Origin of the sequence: Spongiibacter nanhainus (genome assembly GCF_016132545.1) — a bacterium.
Lineage (GTDB): Bacteria > Pseudomonadota > Gammaproteobacteria > Pseudomonadales > Spongiibacteraceae > Spongiibacter > Spongiibacter nanhainus.
In genome coordinates this window covers 2,535,091-2,557,034 of the sequence record NZ_CP066167.1, presented here as the reverse complement: position 1 = coordinate 2,557,034, position 21,944 = coordinate 2,535,091, and the positions used below count along the sequence as shown (strand labels likewise).

The following is a 21,944-nucleotide window of genomic DNA, read 5'->3' as shown; positions in this document are numbered from 1 at the left end:
GAGGCCCATGACCGTTATTCGGCAAGATGATCTGATTCAAAGCGTCGCCGACGCCCTGCAATATATCTCTTACTACCACCCTGTCGACTTTATTAAGGCGGTGGACGAGGCCTACCAAAAAGAGCAAAACCCCGCAGCCAAAGACGCCATGGCGCAAATCCTGATTAACTCGCGGATGTGTGCCGAGGGCCATCGTCCCATCTGCCAGGACACCGGCATTGTGACGGTATTTTTGAAAGTGGGCATGAATATCCAGTGGGATGCGCAGATGTCGGTCACCGACATGGTCAATGAAGGGGTGCGCCGCGCTTACAACCTGCCGGACAACGTGCTGCGTGCGTCTATACTGGCCGACCCCGACGGTGCCCGCAGCAATACCAAAGACAATACCCCGGCGGTGATTCACTACGAAATCGTGCCCGGTGACGAAGTGGAAGTGCACGTTGCCGCCAAGGGCGGTGGCAGTGAGGCCAAATCCAAATTCGCCATGCTCAACCCCTCCGACTCGGTGGTGGACTGGGTATTGAAAATGGTACCCACCATGGGCGCCGGTTGGTGCCCGCCGGGCATGCTGGGCATCGGTATTGGCGGCACGGCAGAGAAGGCCATGATGTTGGCCAAAGAGGCACTGCTGGATCCCATTGATATCCACGACCTGCAAAAGAAAGGTGCCGAAAATCGCGCTGAAGAGCTGCGCCTGGAGCTGCACGAAAAGGTCAACAAACTGGGCATCGGTGCACAGGGCCTGGGTGGTCTGACCACAGTCCTGGACGTCAAAGTGAAAGACTATCCCTCCCACGCCGCCAACAAAGCCGTGGCCCTGATCCCCAACTGTGCGGCGACTCGCCACGCTCACTTCACGCTGGATGGCAGTGGCCCGGCCGCCCTCAAACCGCCCTCGCTGGAGGAGTGGCCCGAGGTGACCCGGGAAGTCGGCGGCAACGTCAAACGTGTTAATTTGGACACCGTTACCGCTGACGAGATCAAAACCTGGAAGCCCGGCGACACGCTGCTGCTCAACGGCAAAATGCTGACTGGCCGCGACGCCGCCCACAAGAAAATGGTGGATATGCTGGCCAAGGGCGAGACCCTGCCGGTGGACCTCAAGGGGCGCTTTATTTATTACGTTGGGCCGGTTGATCCGGTCCGGGATGAGGTGGTGGGTCCGGCTGGCCCCACCACCGCCACCCGGATGGACAAGTTCACCCGCACCATGCTGGCTGAGACCGGCCTGATGGGCATGATCGGCAAATCGGAGCGGGGCGACGCCGCGATTGAGGCCATCAAAGAGTTTGAAGCGGTTTACCTGATGGCCACTGGCGGTGCAGCGTATCTGGTGGCTCAGGCCATCAAAAAAGCCGAAGTTGTGGCCTTCCCCGAGTTGGGCATGGAGGCCATCTACGAGTTCACCGTCGAAGATATGCCGGTAACGGTGGCGGTGGACACCGATGGTGAGTCAGTCCACAAAATCGGCCCGCAGATCTGGCAGGCCAAAATTGAAGAGCAGGCGATCGACGTCGCCTAAGGCAGCCTGGGGCCGGCGCGCCATGCAAGCGCCCGGCCCAATCCTTTATGCAGAGTTTTTACTGGCACGACTACGAAACCTGGGGCGCCAACCCGGCGGTGGATCGCCCCGCGCAATTTGCCGGCATCCGCACCGATGCCGAGCTGAATGTGATTGGCGAACCGCTGGTGATCTTCAGTCGTCCCACGCCGGATTTTTTGCCTCATCCCGAGGCTTGCCTGATCACCAGTATCACCCCGCAACAGGCACTGATGGACGGCCTGCCGGAAGCGGAGTTTATCGCTGCGATACACGCCGAGCTGTCCCAGCCGGGAACTTGCGGTGCCGGCTATAACAGCATCCGTTTTGACGATGAAGTCACCCGCTACACGCTCTACCGCAACTTCTTTGATCCCTATGCCCGAGAGTGGCGCAATGGTAACTCCCGGTGGGATCTTATCGATGTGGTGCGGCTGTGCCATGCCCTGCGCCCCGAGGGAATCACCTGGCCTCAGCGGGAGGACGGCACCCCCAGCTTTAAGCTGGAAGAGCTGACCGCCGCCAATGGCCTCAGCCACGAGGCCGCCCACGATGCCCTGTCGGATGTGTATGCCACTATCGACCTGGCTCGTTTGATTCGGGATAAGCAGCCCAAATTATTCGACTATGCGCTGGAGCTGCGGGACAAGCGCCGGGTTGCCCAATTGCTGGATACCCAGAGTCAGGTGCCGGTATTGCACGTCTCCGGCCGCCTGCCGGCGTCACGGTTTTGTTCGGCGCTGATGATGCCGTTGGCACCGCACCCCAGCAATAAAAACAGCGTGGTAGTTTACGACCTGAGTGTCGATCCGACGCCCTTGATTGAACTGAGCGCCGAAGACGTGGCGGCGCGCTTGTTTACCGCCAGCGCCGATTTGCCCGAAGGGGTTGAGCGCATTCCCCTTAAGGAAATTCATCTCAATCGCTCGCCCATGGTGGCGACTGCTAAATTGTTGGAGGGCGGAGCGGCGGAGCGCTTGCAGATCGATATGGACCGTTGTCGTCGCCACTGGCGGCAGCTGCGGGACGCGCCGGGGCTGGCCGACAAACTGGCCACCCTCTACAGCCAGCGCAGTTTTGAGGCCAAAGACGACCCCGACGTTATGCTTTACGACGGGTTTTTTGGCGACGCCGACCGCAAACAGATCGACGCGGTGCGTCGCAGTGGTCCGGAGGAGTTGGCTGCCAAACACTTTCGCTTTGACGACGAACGCCTGCCGGAGCTGCTGTGGCGCTACCGGGCGCGAAACTACCCCACCAGTTTGAACGACGAGGAGCGCCAGCGCTGGTTGCGTTTCTGCCGCCAGCGTCTGCGCCAGCCGCCGCCGGGCTCACTGGGCTTTGCCAGCTTTCGTGAACGGATTATGGCGCTGGCGGAAGAAGAAACCCGGGAAGGGCGATTGCAACTGCTCCAGGACCTGGCCAACTACGCCGACGCGCTGGAGCAGGAAGGCTTGTGAGCCCATCCTGGTGGGTGTACATGGTGCAGAGCCAAAGTGGCCGCCTGTACACTGGCATCAGCACCGACCCCGAGCGGCGTCTGCGTGAGCACAGCGGCGAAGGTGGTCGAGGGGCGCGTTTTTTTCGCGGTGATCCGCCCGTCGCCATTGTGTTTATTGAAGCCGCGGCGGATCGCTCGGCGGCATCGCGCCGGGAGGCGGCGATAAAAAAACTGCGGCGCACAGAAAAAATGCAATTAATTGCCCAGCAAAATCGTCGTCAGCCAGTTTGATTGGGTGGTCAGAGGCGCCATAATGCGCCCAGCAATTTGAGGGCATTATGACGCAGGCACATCCGGCAAGTGATATAGATTCTGAGCGGGACAACACCCCGCCGGCGGCTCCGGCAAAGAGCCGCAATCTCGGTGTGCTGCGGGCCATGCTGGACTTCCTTCGCCCCTATCGCCTGCAGGTCTTGGGTGCCAGTATCGCGCTGGTGCTCACGGCGGGGATTACCCTGTCCATAGGTCAGGGCCTGCGGCTGCTGGTGGATCGCGGTTTTGCCAGCGGCGCCAATCCACAAATGCTTAACCAGTCTTTGCTGCTGTTTGCGGTAATGATCCTGCTGCTGGCCATCGGCACCTTTACCCGTTTTTATCTGGTGTCCTGGATCGGCGAGCGCGTCAGTGCGGATCTGCGCAAAGCGGTATTTGCCCACGTGGTGGATCTTCACCCCGGCTTTTTTGAGACCAACCTCAGCGGCGATATTCAGTCGCGGATCACCACTGATACCACCTTGCTGCAAACCGTGATCGGTTCCTCGGTCTCTATTGCCCTTCGCAATCTGCTGATGTTTGTGGGTGGCGTGATTCTGCTGTTTGTCACTAACCCCAAACTCACCGCGATGGTGATGCTCAGCGTGCCGCTGGTGGTAGTGCCGATATTGTTTTTTGGCCGCCGGGTGCGGCGTCTGTCCCGCACGAGTCAGGACAAGCTGGCCAGTGTTGGCAGTTTTGTTGGCGAGGCGGTGAAGAACATCAAAATGGTGCAGGCTTTCAATCACCAGCAGCTCGATCGGGAGGCCTTTGATCGCCACGTCGAGTCGGCCTTCGATGTGGCCATTGGTCGAATTAACCAGCGCGCCTGGCTGTCGACAGCAGTCATTGTACTGGTGCTGGGGGCGGTGACCGCCATGCTGTGGGTGGGTGGCCACGATGTGCTGGCGGGACGCATCAGCGGTGGCGAGCTGGCGGCCTTTGTTTTTTACGCGGTGATGGTGGCGGCCTCAGTCGGGGCTATTTCCGAAGTCTACGGCGACCTTCAGCGCGCCGCCGGTGCTACCGAGCGGCTGCTGGAGCTGCTGACCGCGGATAATCTGGTCACCGATCCCGATGTGCCCACTGAACTGAGCGAACCCGTGACAGGGCGACTGAGCTTCGATCGGGTGCGTTTTTGTTACCCGTCTCGCCCCGAGCACCCGGCCATCGATGGCCTGTCACTGGTGGCAGAGCCGGGCACCAGCGTTGCCCTGGTGGGGAGTTCCGGTGCCGGCAAATCGACCCTGTTTGATCTGTTGCTGCGCTTTTACGATGTTCAGGACGGGCAAATATGCCTGGATGGTGTCGATATCCGTGCACTGTCGTTGGCGTCTCTGCGGCAGCAGATCGCCGTGGTCCCCCAACAACCGGTGCTGTTTACCGGCACTGTGGCAGACAATATTCGTTACGGCGACCCTCAGGCCTCTGATGAAGCGATCCGCCGAGCGGCGGTGGCGGCCTTTGCCGATGACTTTATTAGCCAACTGCCAGAGGGCTACCACAGCTTTGTCGGGGAGGGCGGTATCCGCTTGTCCGGCGGTCAGCGCCAGCGTATTGCCATTGCCCGGGCGATACTGGCAGACCCCCGCATACTGCTGTTGGATGAGGCAACCAGCGCCCTGGATGCCGAGAGTGAGTACCAGGTGCAGAAAGCGCTGGAGCGGTTGATGGCCGGGCGCACCAGTCTGGTTATTGCCCACCGGCTGGCCACCGTGGTCAATGTGGATAAAATTGCGGTACTGGATCGCGGCCAACTGGTCGCCCAGGGCCGCCACAGCGAACTTTTACAGTCATCGCCGCTCTATGCGAGGTGGGCAAGTCTACAATTTGATGATGGCGCACCCGTTGACGGGCAAGCGATTGATAGTGAGATAGCACAATGAAATTTGCCGGCAGCCATATTCTGTCTATCGAGCAGTTTGAGCGGGGCGATATCGAGACGATTTTTTCGGTCGCGGATCGCATGATTCCCTATGCCCACCGCCAGCGGGTTACCAAGGTGCTGGACGGTGCCATTCTCGGCAATATGTTCTTCGAACCCTCCACCCGGACTCGGGTCAGCTTTGGTTGCGCCTTTAATTTACTGGGTGGCGAGGTGCGGGAAACCACCGGTTTTGAAAGCTCTGCCATCGCCAAGGGCGAGTCGCTCTACGATACCGCCCGGGTGCTGAGTGGCTACAGCGATGTGATTGTGATGCGCCACCCGGCCTCCGGCTCGGTGGCGGAGTTTGCCGCCGCCAGCCGAGTGCCGGTGATGAACGGCGGTGACGGCGCCAATGAGCACCCCAGCCAGGCACTGCTGGATTTGTACACCATCAAAAAAGAACTGCAGCATCAGGGGCGCAGCGATATCGATGGCCTGCGCATCGCCATGATTGGCGACCTGAAATACGGCCGCACCGTGCACTCCCTGTGCAAACTGCTGTGCCAGTATCGCAACGTGACGGTGGCGCTGATTTCGCCAGCGGAGCTGAAAATGCCGGAAGGTATCGTCGAGCAGCTCTGTGAGGCCGGGCATGTGGTGGTGGAGTCAGAAAGCATGGAAACCAGTATTTCCAACGTCGATATCGCCTATTCCACCCGCATTCAGGAGGAGCGTTTTTCCAGCAAGGCTGACGCCGATCTGTACCGAGGCCGCTATCGCCTGAATCAGTCGATCTACACCCGCTTTTGCGAGCCCAATACGGTGATTATGCACCCTTTGCCCAGGGACTCCAGGCAGGAGGCCAACGAGCTGGACAACGATCTGAACGACAACCCCAACTTGGCAATCTTCCGCCAAGCTGATAACGGCGTGCTGGTGCGGATGGCGCTGTTCGCACTGACTCTGGATGTGGTGGAGCAGATTGATAAATCCGCCCGGGACGTCAACTGGTATACCGAGAGACGCTTCTGATGGGACTGTTTAGTCGGGACGACGTGGAAGTCGATGACGACCGTACGGTATGGCGGGGCTTTTTCAAACTGCGAGCTCTGTCATTGCGCCACAAGTTGTTCGCCGGCGGTTGGGGCAAGCAGATCAATCGGGAGTTGTTTGTGCGCCCGCCGGCGGTAGGTGTGCTGCCCTACGATCCGGGCTTGGATGCAGTTTTGTTGGTGGAGCAGTTTCGGATTGGAGCCCTGGCCCGCACCGACGGCCCCTGGCTGACGGAGCTGGTGGCAGGGTTGATCGACAAGGACGAGTCACCTGAATCCGTGGCCCGCCGGGAGGCTCTGGAGGAAGCGGGTATCCATATTGGCGAGCTGGAGAACATCGCCCAGTACTACTCATCACCCGGCGCCAGCGACGAATACTTCTACCTTTACTTGGGCCATGCCTCGCTGGAAGGCGCCGGTGGTCTGTACGGTTTGCCGGAGGAGGGGGAGGATATCCGCGCCCGGGTGTTTTCCTTCCAGCAGGCCGAATCCTTGCTGAATGAGGGCCATATCGACAACGCCCACACCGTGATTGCACTGCAGTGGTTGCGGTCCAATCGCCACCGCATCAGGCAGCAGTGGAGTGACTGAGGTCGAGAAACAAGCGGGGGAGCCTACCCTTAAAGCCGCCGCCGGTGGGCTGCTGCGCTCCAGTCTGGTGGTAAGCAGCCTGACCATGTTGTCCCGGGTGTTGGGGCTGGTACGGGATGTGGTGATCGCCTTTTTCCTTGGTGCCACCAGCAATGCCGACTGCTTTTTTGTCGCCTTTAAAATTCCCAATTTTCTCCGTCGTCTGTTTGCCGAAGGGGCCTTTTCCCAGGCCTTTGTGCCGGTGCTGTCCGAGTACCGGGAGAAGGGCAGTCACGCCGCGGTGCGAGCGCTACTGGATCGGGTAGCGGGGGCGCTGGGCGGTGTATTGATATTGGTAACGGCGCTGGCGGTGGTGGGTGCGCCAGTGATTACCTTGCTGTTCGCCCCGGGCTTTCACGGCGATCCATTGAAATACGGGCTGACCGTGGAGATGATCCGCATCACCTTTCCCTATTTAATGTTGATCTCCCTGACCGGCTTTGCCGGCGCTATTCTCAACAGCTACGGCCGCTTTGCCATCCCCGCGCTGACACCGGTGCTGCTCAACCTCTGCTTGATCAGCGCGGCGGTGTTTTTCTCGCCGTACTTTGATGAGCCGGCAATGGCCCTGGCCTGGGGCGTGCTGATGGCCGGGGTGGTGCAGTTCCTGTTCCCCTTGCCGTTTCTTCAGCGTCTGCACTTGCTACCCAGACCGCGCTGGGATTGGCAGGACGAAGGTGTAAAACGCATCCTTACATTGATGATCCCTGCGCTGTTTGGGGTGTCGGTCAGCCAGATTAACCTGCTGCTGGACACGGTACTGGCGTCCTTTTTGCCCACCGGCAGTATTTCCTGGCTGTATTACTCCGACCGTTTGATGGAGCTGCCACTGGGGGTGTTTGCGGTGGCCATCGGCACGGTGATTCTGCCCAGCTTGTCTCGCCACAAAGCTGGGTCAGATCAGCAGGCCTTTGCCCGAACTTTGGATTGGGGGCTGCGCAGCGTACTGTTGCTGGCGCTACCAGCGGCCGCCGCGTTGATGGTGTTGGCTCAGCCCATCCTGGTGACGCTGTTTCAGTACGGCGAGCTTAAGGCTGACGATGTGGGGATGTCGGTCTACAGCCTACAGGCCTACAGCCTAGGGCTGGTGGCTTTTATGTTGATCAAAGTGTTGGCACCGGGCTTCTTTGCCCGTCAGGATACCCGCACGCCGGTTAAGATTGGCATCATCGCCATGGTGGCCAATATGGTCCTTAACCTGGCCTTTGTGCTGCCCCTGCATCACTACTACCAGCTGGGGCATGTGGGGCTGGCCCTGGCGACCTCGGGCTCGGCGTGGCTGAATGCTATGTTGCTGCTGCGGGGTTTGTTGCAGCGGGAGGCCTATTCGTTTCAACCCGGTTGGGGACTATTCTGGCTGCGGGCTTTAGTTGCGGTCTCGGCCATGGTGCTGCTGCTGGTGGCCGGTACCCTGTGGTTGGGCGATCTCAGCGCGTTGACGGCCTGGCACCGGGCCTGGCGCCTGCTGATGCTGTGCGCCGCCGGTGCTGTGGTCTACGGTGGCGTGCTGGTGATGATGGGCGTGAGATTGCGGGATTTCCGTGGTCTATCCTAGGCAATTGGCCCGCAATTGCGTCTTAGTGGCCAACAAGCATTTTTGTCAGCTAGTTGACTAAGCTATAATCACGCGCTTTGTCGATGGCAGATGGCTGGCATGGAGCTAATCCGCGGTTTCCACAATTTTCGACCCCGTCACCGAGGTTGCGTTGCGACCATCGGGGCCTTTGATGGCGTGCATCTCGGCCACCAGGCGGTACTGAAGCAACTGGTGGACAAGGGCCGGGAAATGGGGCTGCCCTCCACGGTGGTGCTGTTTGAGCCTCTGCCCAGGGAATATTTTTCTCCGGAGAACGCGCCGCCGCGGCTGATGAGCTTCCGGGAGAAGTTTGAGGCCATAGCCGACTTGGGCATCGATCGCGTGGTGCGGATTTGCTTTACGCCGCGGCTGCGCAATATGAGCGCCGATGAGTTTATCACCTCGCTGTTTGTAGAGAGCTTGGGGGCCAAGTTTATCGTGGTGGGGGACGACCTGCGCTTTGGCCGGGATCGCAGCGGTGATTTTGCCCTGTTGCGTCGTTTTGGCGTCCGCGATGGCTTTGAAGTCATGGATACCTCCACGTTGGAAATTCAGGGTGAACGTGTCAGCAGTACGCGCATTCGCGAGGTACTGGGGCAGGGGGACTTCGAGTTGGCAGAACGCCTGTTGGGTCGGCCCTACAGCATTTCCGGCCGGGTGATGATGGGGCAGCAACTGGGACGTACCATTGGCGCGCCCACCGCGAACCTGCAATTGCGCCGCTTGCGTTCGCCGCTGTCCGGGGTGTTCGCAGTGGAAGTGGAGGGGGCCGGAGAGCGGCTTCGTCCAGGGGTGGCCAATGTGGGCGTGCGCCCCACTATTGGCGATCTGTCCACGGCGATACTGGAAGTGCACTTGCTGGATTTCAGCGAGGATCTTTACCGTCGCAACTTGCGGGTGATATTCCGCAAAAAGATTCGTAACGAGATCAAGTTCGACGGTATTGATGCGCTGCGGGAGCAAATCAATCGCGATATCGATACCGCCCGGCGCTTTTTTCAACCAGATTAGTTTTCAACAGGATTAACTTGGCACGACTCACCGCCCCCTAACGGTACGACACCAACGCAACTAAATAACGTGACGAAACAAAAAGGTACATGACAGCCCGTACCGCGAGATTTGGAATTCTATGAGCGATTACAAACACACTCTCAACTTGCCCAATACCGGCTTTCCCATGAAGGCCAATCTGTCTCAGCGGGAGCCGGATATGCTCAAGCGCTGGGAGGAAGAGGACTACTACGGCCAGATTCGCGCGGCCCGGGCCGGACGTGAAAAATACATTCTTCACGATGGACCTCCCTACGCCAATGGCGAGATTCATATCGGTCACGCGGTAAACAAAATCCTCAAGGACATTATCGTCAAGTCCCAAACTTTAAATGGCTTTGACGCGCCTTACGTGCCTGGTTGGGATTGCCACGGCCTGCCCATCGAGCTCAATGTTGAGAAGAAAGTCGGCAAACCGGGCAGAAAGGTGGACGCGGCGACATTCCGAGAGAAATGCCGGGAATACGCCTACAAGCAAGTCGACGGTCAGCGTCAGGATTTTAAACGCTTGGGCGTGTTGGGCGACTGGGACAATCCCTACCTGACCATGAGTTATGACGTTGAGGCCAATATCATCCGCGCGCTGGGTAAAATCGCGGAAAATGGTCACCTGCACAAAGGCTTTAAGCCCGTGCACTGGTGTCTGGACTGTGGCTCTGCTCTGGCCGAGGCCGAGGTGGAATACCAGGATAAGACTTCACCGGCCATCGATGTGGCCTTTGCCGTGGTCGACCCCCAGGATGCCAAGCAGCGCAGCGGTTTGCCCGCTGACCTGCAGGGCGAGTTGAATCTGGTGATCTGGACCACCACGCCCTGGACCCTGCCCGCCAATATGGCGGTATCGCTAAATCCGGAACTGGATTACGTGTGGCTGCAATTTGAGCGCAGCGGTGAGTCCATGGTGCTGTTGGTGGCTGAGGCCCTCCATGAGACGGCGATGAAACGCTATGGCATTGATGACTTTGCGGTGGTGGGGCGCTGCAAAGGCGAAGCCCTGGAGCATCTCGCGCTGCAGCATCCTTTTTACGACCGCCGGGTGCCGGTGATTTTGGGTGACCACGTCACGACCGATGCCGGTACCGGCGCTGTCCACACGGCCCCCGCCCACGGTCAGGATGACTTTGTGGTGGGGCAGAAATACGGCATTGAAGTCTACAACCCGGTGGCGGGCAATGGCGTCTACGTGGAAGACACCGAGCTGTTTGCCGGGCAACACGTGTTCAAGGCCAATGACGATATTCTGGCGGTGCTGGACAAGCATGGCCGGCTCTTGCATCAGCACAATTTTGAGCACAGCTATCCCCATTGCTGGCGCCATAAAACCCCGATCATTTTTCGCGCTACGCCCCAGTGGTTTGTCAGCATGAAGCAAAATGGCTTGCTCGACAGCGCCATGAAGGCGGTGGACGGGGTGTCCTGGATGCCCTCTTGGGGGCGTGCCCGTATCGAGTCGATGATGAGCGAGCGCCCGGATTGGTGTATCTCTCGTCAGCGCACCTGGGGTGTGCCCATTGCGCTATTCGTCCACAAGGAGACCTCCGAGCTTCACCCCCGCAGTGCGGAGTTGATTGAGCAGGTGGCCAAAAAGGTTGAAGAGCAGGGCATTCAAGCTTGGTTCGATCTCGATGCCGCCGAGTTGTTGGGGGACGAAGCCCAGTACTACGACAAGGTTACCGACACCCTGGATGTCTGGTTTGACTCCGGCGTGACCCATTACTCCGTGCTGGCCCAGCGCGAGGCGCTGGCTTATCCCGCTGACCTCTACCTGGAAGGCTCGGATCAGCATCGCGGCTGGTTCCAGTCGTCGATGCTGACGGCGGTTGCGACCCAGGGCACCGCGCCCTATAAGTCGGTGCTGACCCACGGTTTTACCGTGGATGCCCAGGGCCGCAAGATGTCTAAGTCCATCGGCAATACCATTGCGCCGCAAAAAGTGATGAACAACCTGGGTGCCGATATTCTGCGCCTGTGGGTCTCTACCACCGATTACCGCAATGAGATCGCGGTATCCGACGAGATCTTCAAGCGTACCGCCGATTCCTACCGGCGTATCCGTAATACCGCCCGCTTCCTGTTGGCCAATATGACTGGCTTTGAGCCCGCCGAGCACGCTGTGGCGGATGACGATATGCTGGCTCTGGACCGCTGGATGGTGCATCGCAGCGCCGCGTTGCAAGACGAAATCGTGGCCGCCTATAACAGTTACCAGTTCCACCAGGTCTACCAGAAGCTTCACAATTTCTGCGTATTGGACCTGGGCGGCTTTTACCTGGATATCATCAAAGATCGCCAGTACACCACACCGGAAAACAGTCTGGCCCGCCGCTCGGCGCAAACGGCGCTGTACCGGATCGCCGAGGCCCTGACCCGCTGGGTGGCGCCGATTTTGAGCTTTACTGCCGACGAGCTGTGGCAGCAACTGCCGGGCGAGCATCAGGGGCCGGTATTCGCGGCCGAGTGGTACGACGGTTTGACCCGGTTCCCTGCTGATGCCGCGATGGGCGATGCCTACTGGCAATCGGTGCAAGAGGTCAAGCACGCGGTCAACAAAGTGCTGGAACAGTGCCGCAAAGAGGGCATCGTCGGTGGCTCACTGGAAGCCGAACTCACCCTCTACTGCGACGAAGCGTTGATGGAAACGCTGACGGCTTTAGGGGATGAGCTGCGCTTTGTGTTGATCACCTCCGCCGTGATGCTGGCGCCGCTCTCTACCGCTAATGAGGCGGTGGAAACGGACCTGCCCGGCTTGCAGGTCCGGGTGGCGTCAAGTGAGGGCATGAAGTGCGTGCGCTGCTGGCACTATCGGGCCGATGTGGGGCAGTCTGCCGAGCACCCCGAGCTTTGCTTCCGCTGTATCGAGAATGTCGAAGGCCACGGTGAGCAGCGCTTTTATGCCTAAAGTAAATGCAGGCTCTAACTCGACATCTACCGAATCTTTAGGTGAGTCGCAATCGGCGGCTGAGCGCGCGTCTCAACGCCGCAGTCGTCTGCTGTGGTTGGTGATGATCGGCGTAGTGATCGGCCTGGATCAGCTGAGCAAATATCTGGCTGAGAGCATGCTCAGCTATGCCCGGCCCGTTGAAATACTGCCGGTGCTGAACATGACACTGCACTACAACACCGGTGCGGCGTTCAGCATGTTAAGCGACGCCGGTGGATGGCAACGGTGGTTGTTTACCGCCATAGCGGTGGGGGTGAGTGTCTATCTGTTGGTGTGGCTAATGCGCCTGCGTCGCGAGCAGTGGTTGCTGTCGATGTCGCTGGCCATGATCGTGGGCGGCGCTCTGGGTAACCTGATCGACCGCTTGCATCTGGGCCATGTGGTCGATTTTATCTCGGTACACTGGGGCGCGTCCTATTTCCCCACCTTCAATGTTGCCGATGCGGCCATATCGGTGGGCGCCGTACTGTTGGTGCTGGACACCTGGCTCCATCCCACGCCAGAGCACGTAAAAGCGGGCAAACCCAAAGAGGATGGCAAATGACTGATTGCGCTATCGGACCCGATACTCAAATTACGTTACATTTCGCGCTAAAGCTGGATGACGGCAGCGAAGTGGATTCCACCTTCTCCCGGGCCCCGGCAACCTTTAGCTTTGGTGATGGCAGTTTGCTACCCGGCGTTGAAGCCAAGCTGGTGGGGATGACGCCCGGTGCTAAAGCCACCTTGCGGTTAATGCCAGAGGACGCTTTCGGCCAGCGCAACCCCAACAACATTCAGCGTTTTGCCCGCAGTGACTTTGCCGCCGATCTGGAGCTGGAAGAGGGGCTAATGCTGTCCTTTGCCGATGCCGCCCAATCTGAGCTGCCGGGCGTGGTTGCATCATTCGATGCCGAGCATGTCGAGGTGGATTTTAATCACCCTTTGGCGGGGCGCGAATTGGATTTCGTCGTTGAAATTATCGATGTGAAGGTGCAGGGTGAAGTGGCCAAGCCCGGTAGTGGAGGCTAAACGAGAGCCCATGAGTACAGATTCCACCAATATGTCCATAACGCTGGCCAACCCCCGCGGTTTTTGCGCAGGCGTGGACCGCGCTATCGAAATCGTCAACCGCGCGCTAGACGTGTTCGGCGCGCCGATTTACGTTCGCCACGAAGTGGTACACAACAAGTTTGTGGTGGAAAACTTGCGGGATCGCGGCGCCATCTTCGTCGATGAACTGGATGAAGTGCCCGACGATACCATTGTCATATTCAGTGCCCACGGCGTGTCCCAGGCGGTGCGCAAAGAGGCCGAGCGTCGCGGATTGAAGGTGTTTGATGCCACCTGCCCGCTGGTGACCAAGGTGCATGTGGAGGTGGTCAATTATAGCCGCGACGGCAAAGAGTGCGTGCTGATTGGTCATGCCGGTCACCCTGAGGTGGAAGGCACTATGGGCCAGTACGATAGCGCAATGGGCGGACAGATCTACCTGGTGGAGGATGTTGAGCAGGCTTTGGCACTGCAAGTGAAGGACCCGGAGCATTTGGCCTACGTCACACAGACCACTTTATCCATGGACGACACCGCCAACGTCATCGATGCTCTGCGCCAGAAATTCCCGGCCATACAGGGGCCGCGAAAAGACGACATTTGCTACGCCACTCAGAATCGCCAGGATGCCGTTAAAGAGCTGGCTGGTGAAGTCGACGTGGTTTTGGTGGTGGGATCGCCAAACAGTTCTAATTCCAACCGCCTGCGGGAGTTGGCGGAACGGCGAGGCTGCCGGGCCTATCTCATCGATAATGACCAGGATATAGACCCGGCATGGCTGAAGGGTAGTCCTCGGATCGGTATTACCGCAGGCGCATCGGCACCCGAGGTGCTGGTTAAGGCAGTGATCGATCGACTTTGCCAGTTGGGTGCTCGCTCTCCTAAGGAGCTGGCTGGCAGGGAAGAAAACATTACCTTTTCCCTCCCCAAAGAGCTGCGCTGGGTCGAAGCATCCTAGCGATACTATCTCTTACCCAGACTATTTACCTGGACACGATCCAAAATGTGTCTTTTCCAGGCGCACCCGGCCGCCGATACTCAGTACCAGCTTGTAACCGTTTTCCACATTGGTTTTGCACACCGACACGGTGCCGGCTTGAAATGCGCCGCTGGCGGCTTTGGCGCTGCCGTCTGAGTGGAACAAGGCGTAGTCGCTGACCCAGTAATTCCCCGTCGCAGATACCCTACCCAGCCCATTGAAGCGGCGCAGTACCTCCTCGCCTTTGTCGAGGCTACCGTTACTATTGTCGTCTAGGAAAATTGCCATGCCGTTGGACCAATTGCCGTCCAGGTTGGAGAGGGCAACCGGGCGCTGTCGCATGATTGCTGTGGCTCTGGTGGTGTTGAAGGCGCGATGCAAGTCTCGCCCGGCACTGTGGATGGCATGTTGTTTAATGAGCGTGGTAAAGGCGGGCACGGCCGTCATCGCCAGGATGGCAACGATAGCCAGAGTGACCACCAACTCAATCAGAGTCGTTCCTTTGGTCTGCATCGCGGAGTCCTTTCCCGATGGTGTTGCGAAGATGTCTGGTTTTTGCCGTTGCAGTGTAGCAAAAAGTGCGTATTGTGGAAGTTAAAATAAAGCTGTACGTTTAACGCTGTAATGTTTGGTCAGTTGGTAATGAATATAATTTTCATTGATACTTAGCCTCCAAGAGGGATTGGTAAGCAGGCGTAATGATGGAATCGCAGCACGTACATGGCTACACCTTGATAGAGCTGATGGTCACCCTATCGGTGGTTGCTATTTTATTGGGTGTTGCCGCGCCCAATTTCGCCTCCTTTCTGGCCTCTGCCCGGGCCAGTGCCGATGTGCAGACACTGACTCGCTCACTGATGAACGCCAGATCAGAGGCGGTAGCCCGAGGTGAAACCGTGCGGGTCACTGCAGTAGGAGGTTCTTGGGACAGAGGCTGGCGGACCTGGATTGACAGCAATGACAATGACAGCTTTGACGTCGGTGAGCTAATTAGGCAGGCTAGTAGCCTGGAAGGCGGCGCCGAGCTGACATCGGCCCGAAACGGTTCGGCGGTGACGTCGATTGCCTTCGATGCCGAGGGCTTTAGCAGCCCTGCCGAAGTCGTCGCCTTTACTTACCGTACGCAGAAGCCGGCAAAATGCTCGAGAGACAGGGATGTAAGGTTGAGTGCGACCGGTCAGGTCACGGTAACCGAAAGGGCATGTTCATGAAACACAGGGAAGTGGGTTCTACGCTCATTGAAGTTTTGGTCGCCATTCTCATTACCGCCACCGGGGTACTGGGGGCCGCAGCAATGCAGCTCAATGCGGTAAAATTCAATCAAGTTTCCACTTCGCGTTCTGCGGCCGTTTTTTTAGCTAACGATATCACGGATAGGTTGCGGGCCAACCGCGCAGCGGCACTGGCGGGCAGTTATGATTTGTCCATGGATGCCGATGCTCCAAAGGGTAGTGCCATCCACCAGATTGACCTACAGGAATGGTTGCTCGAGATAAGTCGTCGACTCCCCGGCGGCGATGCGAGCGTCGCCCGTAGCGATAATCAGTTCACCATTACCTTGCAGTGGGATGAGGGGCGCTTAGCGGAAACCCGCGAGCCCGCTGACGAGGGTGAAGAGCAAGATAATAACCAAACCTTTGTGTTTGTGACGGAGCTTTAGGAATGAGGCAATTGCACAGGCAGCAGGGCTTTGGTCTGGTCGAGCTGATGATATCCATCACTCTGGGCCTGTTCTTGAGTGCGGCGATAATTCAGGTTTTCCTCGGTACCAGCTCCAGCGCACGTATACAGGATGCCCAGGCGCAGGTCCAAGAAAACGCCCGCTTTGCCATGCGTTTTCTGGGGCAGGAAATTCGCATGGCGGGGTATGCGGGCTGTAGCTCGCTGGGCAATATTCCTGTCAATAACATCGCACTCCCAGCTGCTAACGTTGATTTCAGCATGGCGACTGCATTAGTGGGAGGCAATGATGTCGACAAAAATAATGCCCTCAGTGCCGTTGTTGGTACCGATACCCTGGAGATCAAGCGCGGCTCGGATGAGTTTATGCGAATTACCGGTAATCTCGCTCCCAATAATGCCAATGTTCAGATTGAGGACAATTCCATCGGCTTGGTGAAGGGGGATTACGTATTAATCACCGACTGCCTCAATGCCGATATTTTTCGCATCGTTAACCAGCCGAAGGGGCCGGGCGAGGGCAAAGCAACCTTTACTCACTCTAAGGGGCAAATGAACTCAGATAACCGCCTGAGTAAAGTCTACGGGGCGGATGCGGAAATTCTCGCTTTTGAAACTATTCGTTTTTTTGTTCGCGACAGTGGCAGAGATACGTCTGCGGGTGATCCGATAAATAGCCTGTATGTCGAGCGCCGAACGGTGGGTTCCAGTGGCAGTATGTCGTCAGCGATAGAACTGGTGGAGGGCGTTGAAGACCTGCAGTTGACCTACGGTGAAGACACTGACGGAGATCGTTCAGTAGATGTATATCGCGATGCCGCCAGCGTAGTGGACTGGGAGGCAGCCTTGAGTGTGCGGGTGGAGTTGGTATTAGTTTCCAATTCCACCAATGTGGTGGGCACGAGCGGCAGCACGCAGGCGCAGAGCACAGTGGATGCTGATGGCAATGTGATCGTCAACCAGGATGGCCGCTTCCGCCAGGTGTTTACCAGTGTATTCGCGGTAAGGAATAAACTGCCATGAGCTACAGATCAGCATACCGGTCTCAGAAAGGGCAGGGCGGCGCCGTTCTTATCGTTGCGCTGGTATTTACTCTTATTCTTACTGTTATCAGTGTCGCGTCAATGCAGAGTGCGACATTGCAAGAGCGGATGGCCGGTAACACCAAGGACGTTAATGTGGCTTTTCAGGCTGCGGAGGCAGGGTTGCGTGAGGCTGAGGCCGTATTGAGCCAAGTGTCCGTGGGGCCTTTTAACGGAAGTAAGGGGCTCTATCTTTCGTGCCCTGATCCTGACGATGACCGTAAAGCCTGTAGCAAACCGAATTGGACAGATAAAGCCTCTAAGGGATGGTTTGTATTAACGGACAATATCGACCATGTTGCCCGTCAACCTGAGTATATCATCGAGGAAATGACGAAAGTCGTTGGCGCCAATGAAGTTCTTGACTCGGACCGTGCCATCCCCACTGACAGCTTCTATCGGGTTACGGCCAGGGGGTATGGTGCGAGTGAGCGGAGCATGGTGGTATTAAGCACAACGTACAGACGTGCAGACTAAGTATTGAGGTGGCTATGTTGCTGGAAAAATATGCTCAGAAAGTGATGGCTAGTTTGTTGCGTCTCTTTGTCGTTTTTTGTTGCGCATGTACGACACTGTACGTTCACGCTGAAGATTGCACCGTGAAAGTGGAGAGCGATTCCTACGTCGGGAAAAAGAACAAGGTCCGCACTTATGTATTTGATTCCCTTGATTCGATAGATAGCATCGCTGAAGTAGATCTGAAAAATAGTAAAAAACATGCTTGCCCTCCCAAAACCTATTCCACATCGGGCAATATCTTGCGGGTAGATAATTCGGATTTGGGTAAAAAGGAAAAATATTGCCAGGCAAAGTTTACCGTTATCGGCGTAAAGGCGGACTGTGAGTCAGATGTTCCGGTAAGTAGTGATATCGCCCAAAAGCCCTTGTTTTTGACCCAAAGTGCGTCGCCGAATGTTATGTATATGCTGGATGATTCCGGTTCTATGCACTTCGAGTTGATGCCTGGCGAAATTTTGCTTGCCAATACACGCTATATCTTCCCGCGTGCCGACGACGTTTATGGTAGCGGCGATTATTCCAATTATGTGCCTACAGTAGATGATAAGTCTGCTTATAATGCTCGAACCAGGTCACCTCAGATCAACACGGTATATTATGATCCAGGGGTAACTTATGACCCATGGATAAAGCATGATGGCAACTTTTATCCTAACGCTGATCCAAAGTGCGCTTACCATAACCCGGAACGCACGGGGGGTAGCTCCGAGGCCTATTGTCGAAATCTGACCACCACCAATGAGCGTTTCAATAGTAATCGTTGGTACGACTGCGACAGTAGCGGCTCATGCTCATATAGCACCTCTAACAAGAAATTCTGGCCCGCTAAGTATTTCTGGCATACCGGTGGCAGCAGCTGGGACTGGGATAACTTTGATGAAGTAGAGATAAAAATTACTCAGTCATCATACAAAGGTCACGGCAGGGAAAATCGGGACGATTGCGAAGACGCCGACAATAGCACATGCAGCTATGAAGAGGAGTTGCAGAATTTCGCTAACTGGTACACCTATTACCGCTCCAGGGTTTTAACTGCCAGAGCAGGTAGTGGCTACGCGTTTTCTACCCAAAGCGGAGATTTGCGCGTCGGCTTTGGCAGCATCAATCAAGGTGAGCACGATGTCGATGGTAAAGATCATTCGGCGATTGTGGACGGCGTAAGAAAGTTTACTGGCGAAGATAGAAAAAATTTCTACGATTCCTTGTACAAGCGTGATATACCCAATGCGGGGACTCCTCTCAGGTCCGCACTAAACGAAGTGGGTGAATACTATTCTCGCAAAGATAACCGGGGTCCCTGGGGCGAAGAGCCGGGTAGCGACGTCGATGAGGATCACTTGATATGTCGACGTAACTATACTGTGTTGATGACGGATGGCTATTGGTCAGGTAGCAACGTAAGCGGTGGTCCCGGTGACAACAATGATGGCACTGACAAGCCAAGTCATACGGGTCCTGCAGGGCAGTCCTATACTTACAAGGCGGCATCACCGTTTAAGGATAATGAAGACGATACCCTGGCGGATGTCGCCATGTATTACTGGAAGAACGATCTGCGAGATGACCTCGATAACCAGGTTTTCGTGACCAAAAAAAATCCGGCTTTCTGGCAGCACATGGTCACATTTGGTGTCGGCTTCGGTGTCAGTGGTACCGTCAATCCTGATGATGCGTTTGCTGCAATCTCGACAGGCGCGCAAATCAACTGGCCAGATCCCGGTGATGCGGAGATCAATAAAATTGATGACTTACTACATGCTGGCGTCAACAGTCGCGGTGGCTTTTTCAGCGCGGCGAATCCTGACCAGTTTGCCGCAGAACTATCCGGTGTGCTGGACACCATTGCCAATGAAAGTAAGTCATCAGCCTCTGCAATTGCGGCAAACTCGACGCGTTTGGACTCTGGCACTTTGGTTTATCAAGCGAGCTTCAACAGCTTGGAGTGGACAGGTAGGCTCATTGCCTACACGCTAGCCGATAACGGTGCGCTGGATAAAGTTTTCTGGGACACCAATAAAGGTGGTATACCCGCCCATGGTTCACGGTCTATCTTTACTTTTGTGGGCGATCCGGGAAGCACTTCTAAGCAAGGCGTCGCCTTTACCACCGGTAACTGGAAGAGTTTGTCCGCCGGGCAACGTTCATCGCTGAATGACGGCGGCAGCGACGACGATGGTAAGGACTTGCTCAATTGGTTGCGCGGTGACAAGAGTAAAGAGGGTACGTCTTTTCGTACCCGAGAGGGCCTGCTGGGAGACATCGTTAATTCGGACCCATTCTTTGTAGGAACTAGCGAGGATTATGGATACAGCGTGCTAGGTGGTGACGAAGGCACGAAGTATTCTGCGTACCTGCAGGCAAAAGCTGCTCGTAGCCCAATGATATATGTCGGCGCGAATGATGGCATGCTGCACGGCTTCGATGCAGAGACTGGTAAAGAGAGCTTTGCCGTGGTTCTCAGTTCGCTCTACAGCGATTTTGCAGATTTGGCTGATGTGGATTACGACCACCAATACTTTGTTGACGGTTCACCCCGTGCTTTGGATGCCTATATCAACGGCGCTTGGACGACAGTATTGGTTGGTGCCACGGGTGCGGGTGGCCGAGCCGTCTATGCCATTGATGTGGGCACGCCAGACTCGATGGCCGCGGGGGATTTGATGTGGGAATTTACCACCGCTGATGATGCAGACGATAAACTGGGCGTAGCTATGAGTGCTCCCGCCATTGCCAGAGTGGATGCAGGTGACAAGTGGGTGGCAGTGTTTGGTAACGGCTACAAATCCGGGGACACTCTAAAACTCTTCGTCGTGGATTTGGCGACGGGTGATTTAATAAAGGCCATCGACACGGAATTAAGTGGGGCGGGCAATGGTCTAGCAACGCCGGTACCGGTAGATGTCGACGGTGATCGCATTACAGATTATGTTTATGCTGGTGATTTGGCTGGCAATCTTTGGAAGTTTGATCTTACTGGTAACAGCTCCAGTAAATGGGCTGTATCTCATAAGTCTGGTTCATCACCAGCACCAATGTTCAAGGCAGTAGATGATGACGATAATCCTCAGCCGATCACTAGTCGCCCAACTGTAGGTCGTCATCCCGACGGCGGCTACATGGTTTATGTGGGAACCGGGCAGTACTTTAAAACGACAGATGGGTTGGTCCCTGAGTCTCCACAGATTCAGGCCTTCTATGGTATTAGAGACAGCGGATCGGTTGTCGATCGCGATGATCTTGTTGAACAAACCATTGTCTACGAGGCAGTGGGCAGCCTGTCTGACAACACTACAACAGACTTTCAGGTTCGTATTGTTAGCTCAAATAGCGCCGACAATCTCCCCGAGTATGGTTGGAGACTGGAACTGCTATCGCCAGAAAATGGCGCGGAAGCGGAGCGCTCGGTTTCACGGCCAGTGCTGCGAAATGGTCGGATCATCTTCGCCACGATTATACCCAACGAGAACTTGTGTGGTTTTGGGGGGCGAAGCTGGCTGATGGAATTGGATGCTCTTAACGGTGGACTTTTCGCCGATCCAGTACTGGATATTAATGGTGATGGCAAAATAGACGACTTGGATAAAGTACTGTACAAGGGTGTCTACTACCCGGTCAGCGGCATTGGCAGCGAAGAACTGATCAAAACGCCAGGGATCATCGGCGCTGGCGATCTAGAGTATAAATACACATCTGGCAGCAGCGGTTCTATTGGTGTGGTTACAGAAACTGGCGATGGAGATCAGGAATTGGGTCGTCAGTCCTGGAGGCAGCTGCAGTGAGAGTTCACCAAGGTCAATCCGGGTTTACGCTGATTGAATTGATGATAACCGTTGCTATTGTGGGCATATTGGCGGCGCTCGCCTATCCGTCGTATCAGGAGTACGTCGCCAAGTCCCGGCGCAACGAGGCAACCAATGCTCTGCTAACCGGGGCGCAAGCGCTGGAGCGGTACTATTCGGCCAATGGTCGCTACACCACCACGGCCGGCGGCAGTACCTTGCCTGCTGTGTATCCCTCGCAGGTGCCGGAAAACGGCAGCGCCTATTATACTGTCGCTCCGACTGGAACACCGACCGCGAATAGTTTTACACTGCGGGCACAGCGCACTGGGTTGATGGCTGACGACCCCTGTGGTGACTTCACGCTTGATGAGGTCGGACAGGTCGCCATCGTTAATAAACCGGGCGGCTCCTCCAAATCCTTGTCTGATTGTTGGCGGAGGTGACCCGGAAAACTA

General features: G+C 56.6%; 19 protein-coding genes. 18 read left to right on the top strand and 1 reads right to left on the bottom strand.

Going from position 1 to position 21,944, the window contains the following annotated elements; genetic code table 11:
• The first annotated feature begins 7 nt into the window (after window positions 1-7).
• The 12 genes from I6N98_RS11715 to ispH all read left to right on the top strand — a co-directional run bounded on the left by I6N98_RS11715 (window position 8) and on the right by ispH (window position 14,405).
• On the top strand, window positions 8-1,525 hold the full coding sequence (locus I6N98_RS11715; RefSeq protein WP_198568540.1) for a fumarate hydratase: 1,518 nt from the start codon (window positions 8-10) through the stop codon (window positions 1,523-1,525).
• 47 nt (window positions 1,526-1,572) lie between these two features.
• The gene (gene sbcB, locus I6N98_RS11710; protein ID WP_198568539.1) at window positions 1,573-3,003 is read left to right on the top strand and encodes an exodeoxyribonuclease I; all 1,431 of its coding nucleotides are present in this window, start codon (window positions 1,573-1,575) and stop codon (window positions 3,001-3,003) included.
• A complete protein-coding gene (locus tag I6N98_RS11705; RefSeq protein ID WP_232787322.1) occupies window positions 3,000-3,275 on the top strand; it encodes a GIY-YIG nuclease family protein in 276 nt (91 codons plus the stop codon). The genes sbcB and I6N98_RS11705 overlap by 4 nt, the downstream gene beginning before the upstream one ends.
• A 47-nt stretch (window positions 3,276-3,322) precedes the next feature.
• Window positions 3,323-5,182: an ABC transporter transmembrane domain-containing protein gene (locus tag I6N98_RS11700; RefSeq protein ID WP_198568538.1), complete on the top strand. Its 1,860-nt coding sequence runs from the start codon at window positions 3,323-3,325 to the stop codon at window positions 5,180-5,182.
• Window positions 5,179-6,195: an aspartate carbamoyltransferase gene (locus tag I6N98_RS11695; RefSeq protein ID WP_198568537.1), complete on the top strand. Its 1,017-nt coding sequence runs from the start codon at window positions 5,179-5,181 to the stop codon at window positions 6,193-6,195. Before I6N98_RS11700 ends, I6N98_RS11695 begins: the two co-directional genes overlap by 4 nt.
• Window positions 6,195-6,806 (top strand): NUDIX domain-containing protein, encoded by a 612-nt coding sequence (locus I6N98_RS11690; protein ID WP_198568536.1) that lies wholly within the window; start codon window positions 6,195-6,197, stop codon window positions 6,804-6,806. Before I6N98_RS11695 ends, I6N98_RS11690 begins: the two co-directional genes overlap by 1 nt.
• The gene (murJ, locus tag I6N98_RS11685; RefSeq protein ID WP_420496966.1) at window positions 6,799-8,400 is read left to right on the top strand and encodes a murein biosynthesis integral membrane protein MurJ; all 1,602 of its coding nucleotides are present in this window, start codon (window positions 6,799-6,801) and stop codon (window positions 8,398-8,400) included. Before I6N98_RS11690 ends, murJ begins: the two co-directional genes overlap by 8 nt.
• 99 nt (window positions 8,401-8,499) lie before the next feature.
• A complete protein-coding gene (gene ribF / locus I6N98_RS11680; RefSeq protein WP_198568535.1) occupies window positions 8,500-9,432 on the top strand; it encodes a bifunctional riboflavin kinase/FAD synthetase in 933 nt (310 codons plus the stop codon).
• A gap of 121 nt (window positions 9,433-9,553) precedes the next feature.
• Complete coding sequence (gene ileS / locus I6N98_RS11675) at window positions 9,554-12,373, top strand: isoleucine--tRNA ligase (RefSeq protein WP_198568534.1); 2,820 nt, start codon at window positions 9,554-9,556, stop codon at window positions 12,371-12,373.
• A complete protein-coding gene (gene lspA, locus I6N98_RS11670) occupies window positions 12,366-12,959 on the top strand; it encodes a signal peptidase II (protein WP_198568533.1) in 594 nt (197 codons plus the stop codon). Before ileS ends, lspA begins: the two co-directional genes overlap by 8 nt.
• Complete coding sequence (gene fkpB / locus I6N98_RS11665) at window positions 12,956-13,426, top strand: FKBP-type peptidyl-prolyl cis-trans isomerase (protein WP_198568532.1); 471 nt, start codon at window positions 12,956-12,958, stop codon at window positions 13,424-13,426. The genes lspA and fkpB overlap by 4 nt, the downstream gene beginning before the upstream one ends.
• A 31-nt stretch (window positions 13,427-13,457) precedes the next feature.
• Entirely contained in the window at window positions 13,458-14,405 is a 948-nt protein-coding gene (gene ispH / locus I6N98_RS11660) for a 4-hydroxy-3-methylbut-2-enyl diphosphate reductase (RefSeq protein ID WP_198571637.1), read from the top strand.
• Window positions 14,406-14,426: 21 nt separating this feature from the next.
• On the opposite strand, the gene I6N98_RS11655 is transcribed toward ispH, so the two are convergent.
• The gene (locus tag I6N98_RS11655) at window positions 14,427-14,939 is read right to left on the bottom strand and encodes a GspH/FimT family pseudopilin (protein ID WP_198568531.1); all 513 of its coding nucleotides are present in this window, start codon (window positions 14,937-14,939) and stop codon (window positions 14,427-14,429) included.
• A gap of 185 nt (window positions 14,940-15,124) precedes the next feature.
• Between I6N98_RS11655 and I6N98_RS11650 the strand changes: the two genes are divergently transcribed.
• From I6N98_RS11650 to I6N98_RS11625, 6 genes are read left to right on the top strand one after another with little or no spacing between them, the layout of a single operon-like run.
• On the top strand, window positions 15,125-15,637 hold the full coding sequence (locus I6N98_RS11650; RefSeq protein WP_198571636.1) for a GspH/FimT family pseudopilin: 513 nt from the start codon (window positions 15,125-15,127) through the stop codon (window positions 15,635-15,637).
• Window positions 15,634-16,086: a type IV pilus modification protein PilV gene (pilV, locus tag I6N98_RS11645; protein WP_198568530.1), complete on the top strand. Its 453-nt coding sequence runs from the start codon at window positions 15,634-15,636 to the stop codon at window positions 16,084-16,086. The genes I6N98_RS11650 and pilV overlap by 4 nt, the downstream gene beginning before the upstream one ends.
• Window positions 16,087-16,088: 2 nt before the next feature.
• Window positions 16,089-17,129 (top strand): PilW family protein, encoded by a 1,041-nt coding sequence (locus I6N98_RS11640; protein ID WP_198571635.1) that lies wholly within the window; start codon window positions 16,089-16,091, stop codon window positions 17,127-17,129.
• On the top strand, window positions 17,126-17,665 hold the full coding sequence (locus tag I6N98_RS11635; protein WP_198568529.1) for a pilus assembly PilX family protein: 540 nt from the start codon (window positions 17,126-17,128) through the stop codon (window positions 17,663-17,665). Before I6N98_RS11640 ends, I6N98_RS11635 begins: the two co-directional genes overlap by 4 nt.
• 14 nt (window positions 17,666-17,679) lie before the next feature.
• Window positions 17,680-21,486 carry a pilus assembly protein gene (locus I6N98_RS11630; protein WP_198568528.1) on the top strand — a complete coding sequence of 1,269 codons (3,807 nt, stop codon included), beginning with the start codon at window positions 17,680-17,682 and terminating at the stop codon, window positions 21,484-21,486.
• Window positions 21,483-21,932, top strand: coding sequence for a type IV pilin protein (locus I6N98_RS11625; protein WP_273475428.1), 450 nt, complete (start codon window positions 21,483-21,485; stop codon window positions 21,930-21,932). The genes I6N98_RS11630 and I6N98_RS11625 overlap by 4 nt, the downstream gene beginning before the upstream one ends.
• Window positions 21,933-21,944 lie beyond the last annotated feature (12 nt).

Coding starts and splice junctions, on each gene's coding strand:
- I6N98_RS11630 (WP_198568528.1), top strand. CDS start 17,680: ATGTTGCTGGAAAAATATGCTCAGAAAGTGATGGCTAGTTTGTTGCGT.
- I6N98_RS11640 (WP_198571635.1), top strand. CDS start 16,089: ATGAGGCAATTGCACAGGCAGCAGGGCTTTGGTCTGGTCGAGCTGATG.
- I6N98_RS11690 (WP_198568536.1), top strand. CDS start 6,195: ATGGGACTGTTTAGTCGGGACGACGTGGAAGTCGATGACGACCGTACG.
- I6N98_RS11655 (WP_198568531.1), bottom strand. CDS start 14,939: ATGCAGACCAAAGGAACGACTCTGATTGAGTTGGTGGTCACTCTGGCT.
- fkpB (WP_198568532.1), top strand. CDS start 12,956: ATGACTGATTGCGCTATCGGACCCGATACTCAAATTACGTTACATTTC.
- ileS (WP_198568534.1), top strand. CDS start 9,554: ATGAGCGATTACAAACACACTCTCAACTTGCCCAATACCGGCTTTCCC.
- I6N98_RS11700 (WP_198568538.1), top strand. CDS start 3,323: ATGACGCAGGCACATCCGGCAAGTGATATAGATTCTGAGCGGGACAAC.
- I6N98_RS11715 (WP_198568540.1), top strand. CDS start 8: ATGACCGTTATTCGGCAAGATGATCTGATTCAAAGCGTCGCCGACGCC.
- ispH (WP_198571637.1), top strand. CDS start 13,458: ATGTCCATAACGCTGGCCAACCCCCGCGGTTTTTGCGCAGGCGTGGAC.
- I6N98_RS11650 (WP_198571636.1), top strand. CDS start 15,125: ATGATGGAATCGCAGCACGTACATGGCTACACCTTGATAGAGCTGATG.
- I6N98_RS11695 (WP_198568537.1), top strand. CDS start 5,179: ATGAAATTTGCCGGCAGCCATATTCTGTCTATCGAGCAGTTTGAGCGG.
- lspA (WP_198568533.1), top strand. CDS start 12,366: ATGCCTAAAGTAAATGCAGGCTCTAACTCGACATCTACCGAATCTTTA.
- pilV (WP_198568530.1), top strand. CDS start 15,634: ATGAAACACAGGGAAGTGGGTTCTACGCTCATTGAAGTTTTGGTCGCC.
- I6N98_RS11635 (WP_198568529.1), top strand. CDS start 17,126: ATGAGCTACAGATCAGCATACCGGTCTCAGAAAGGGCAGGGCGGCGCC.
- sbcB (WP_198568539.1), top strand. CDS start 1,573: ATGCAGAGTTTTTACTGGCACGACTACGAAACCTGGGGCGCCAACCCG.
- ribF (WP_198568535.1), top strand. CDS start 8,500: ATGGAGCTAATCCGCGGTTTCCACAATTTTCGACCCCGTCACCGAGGT.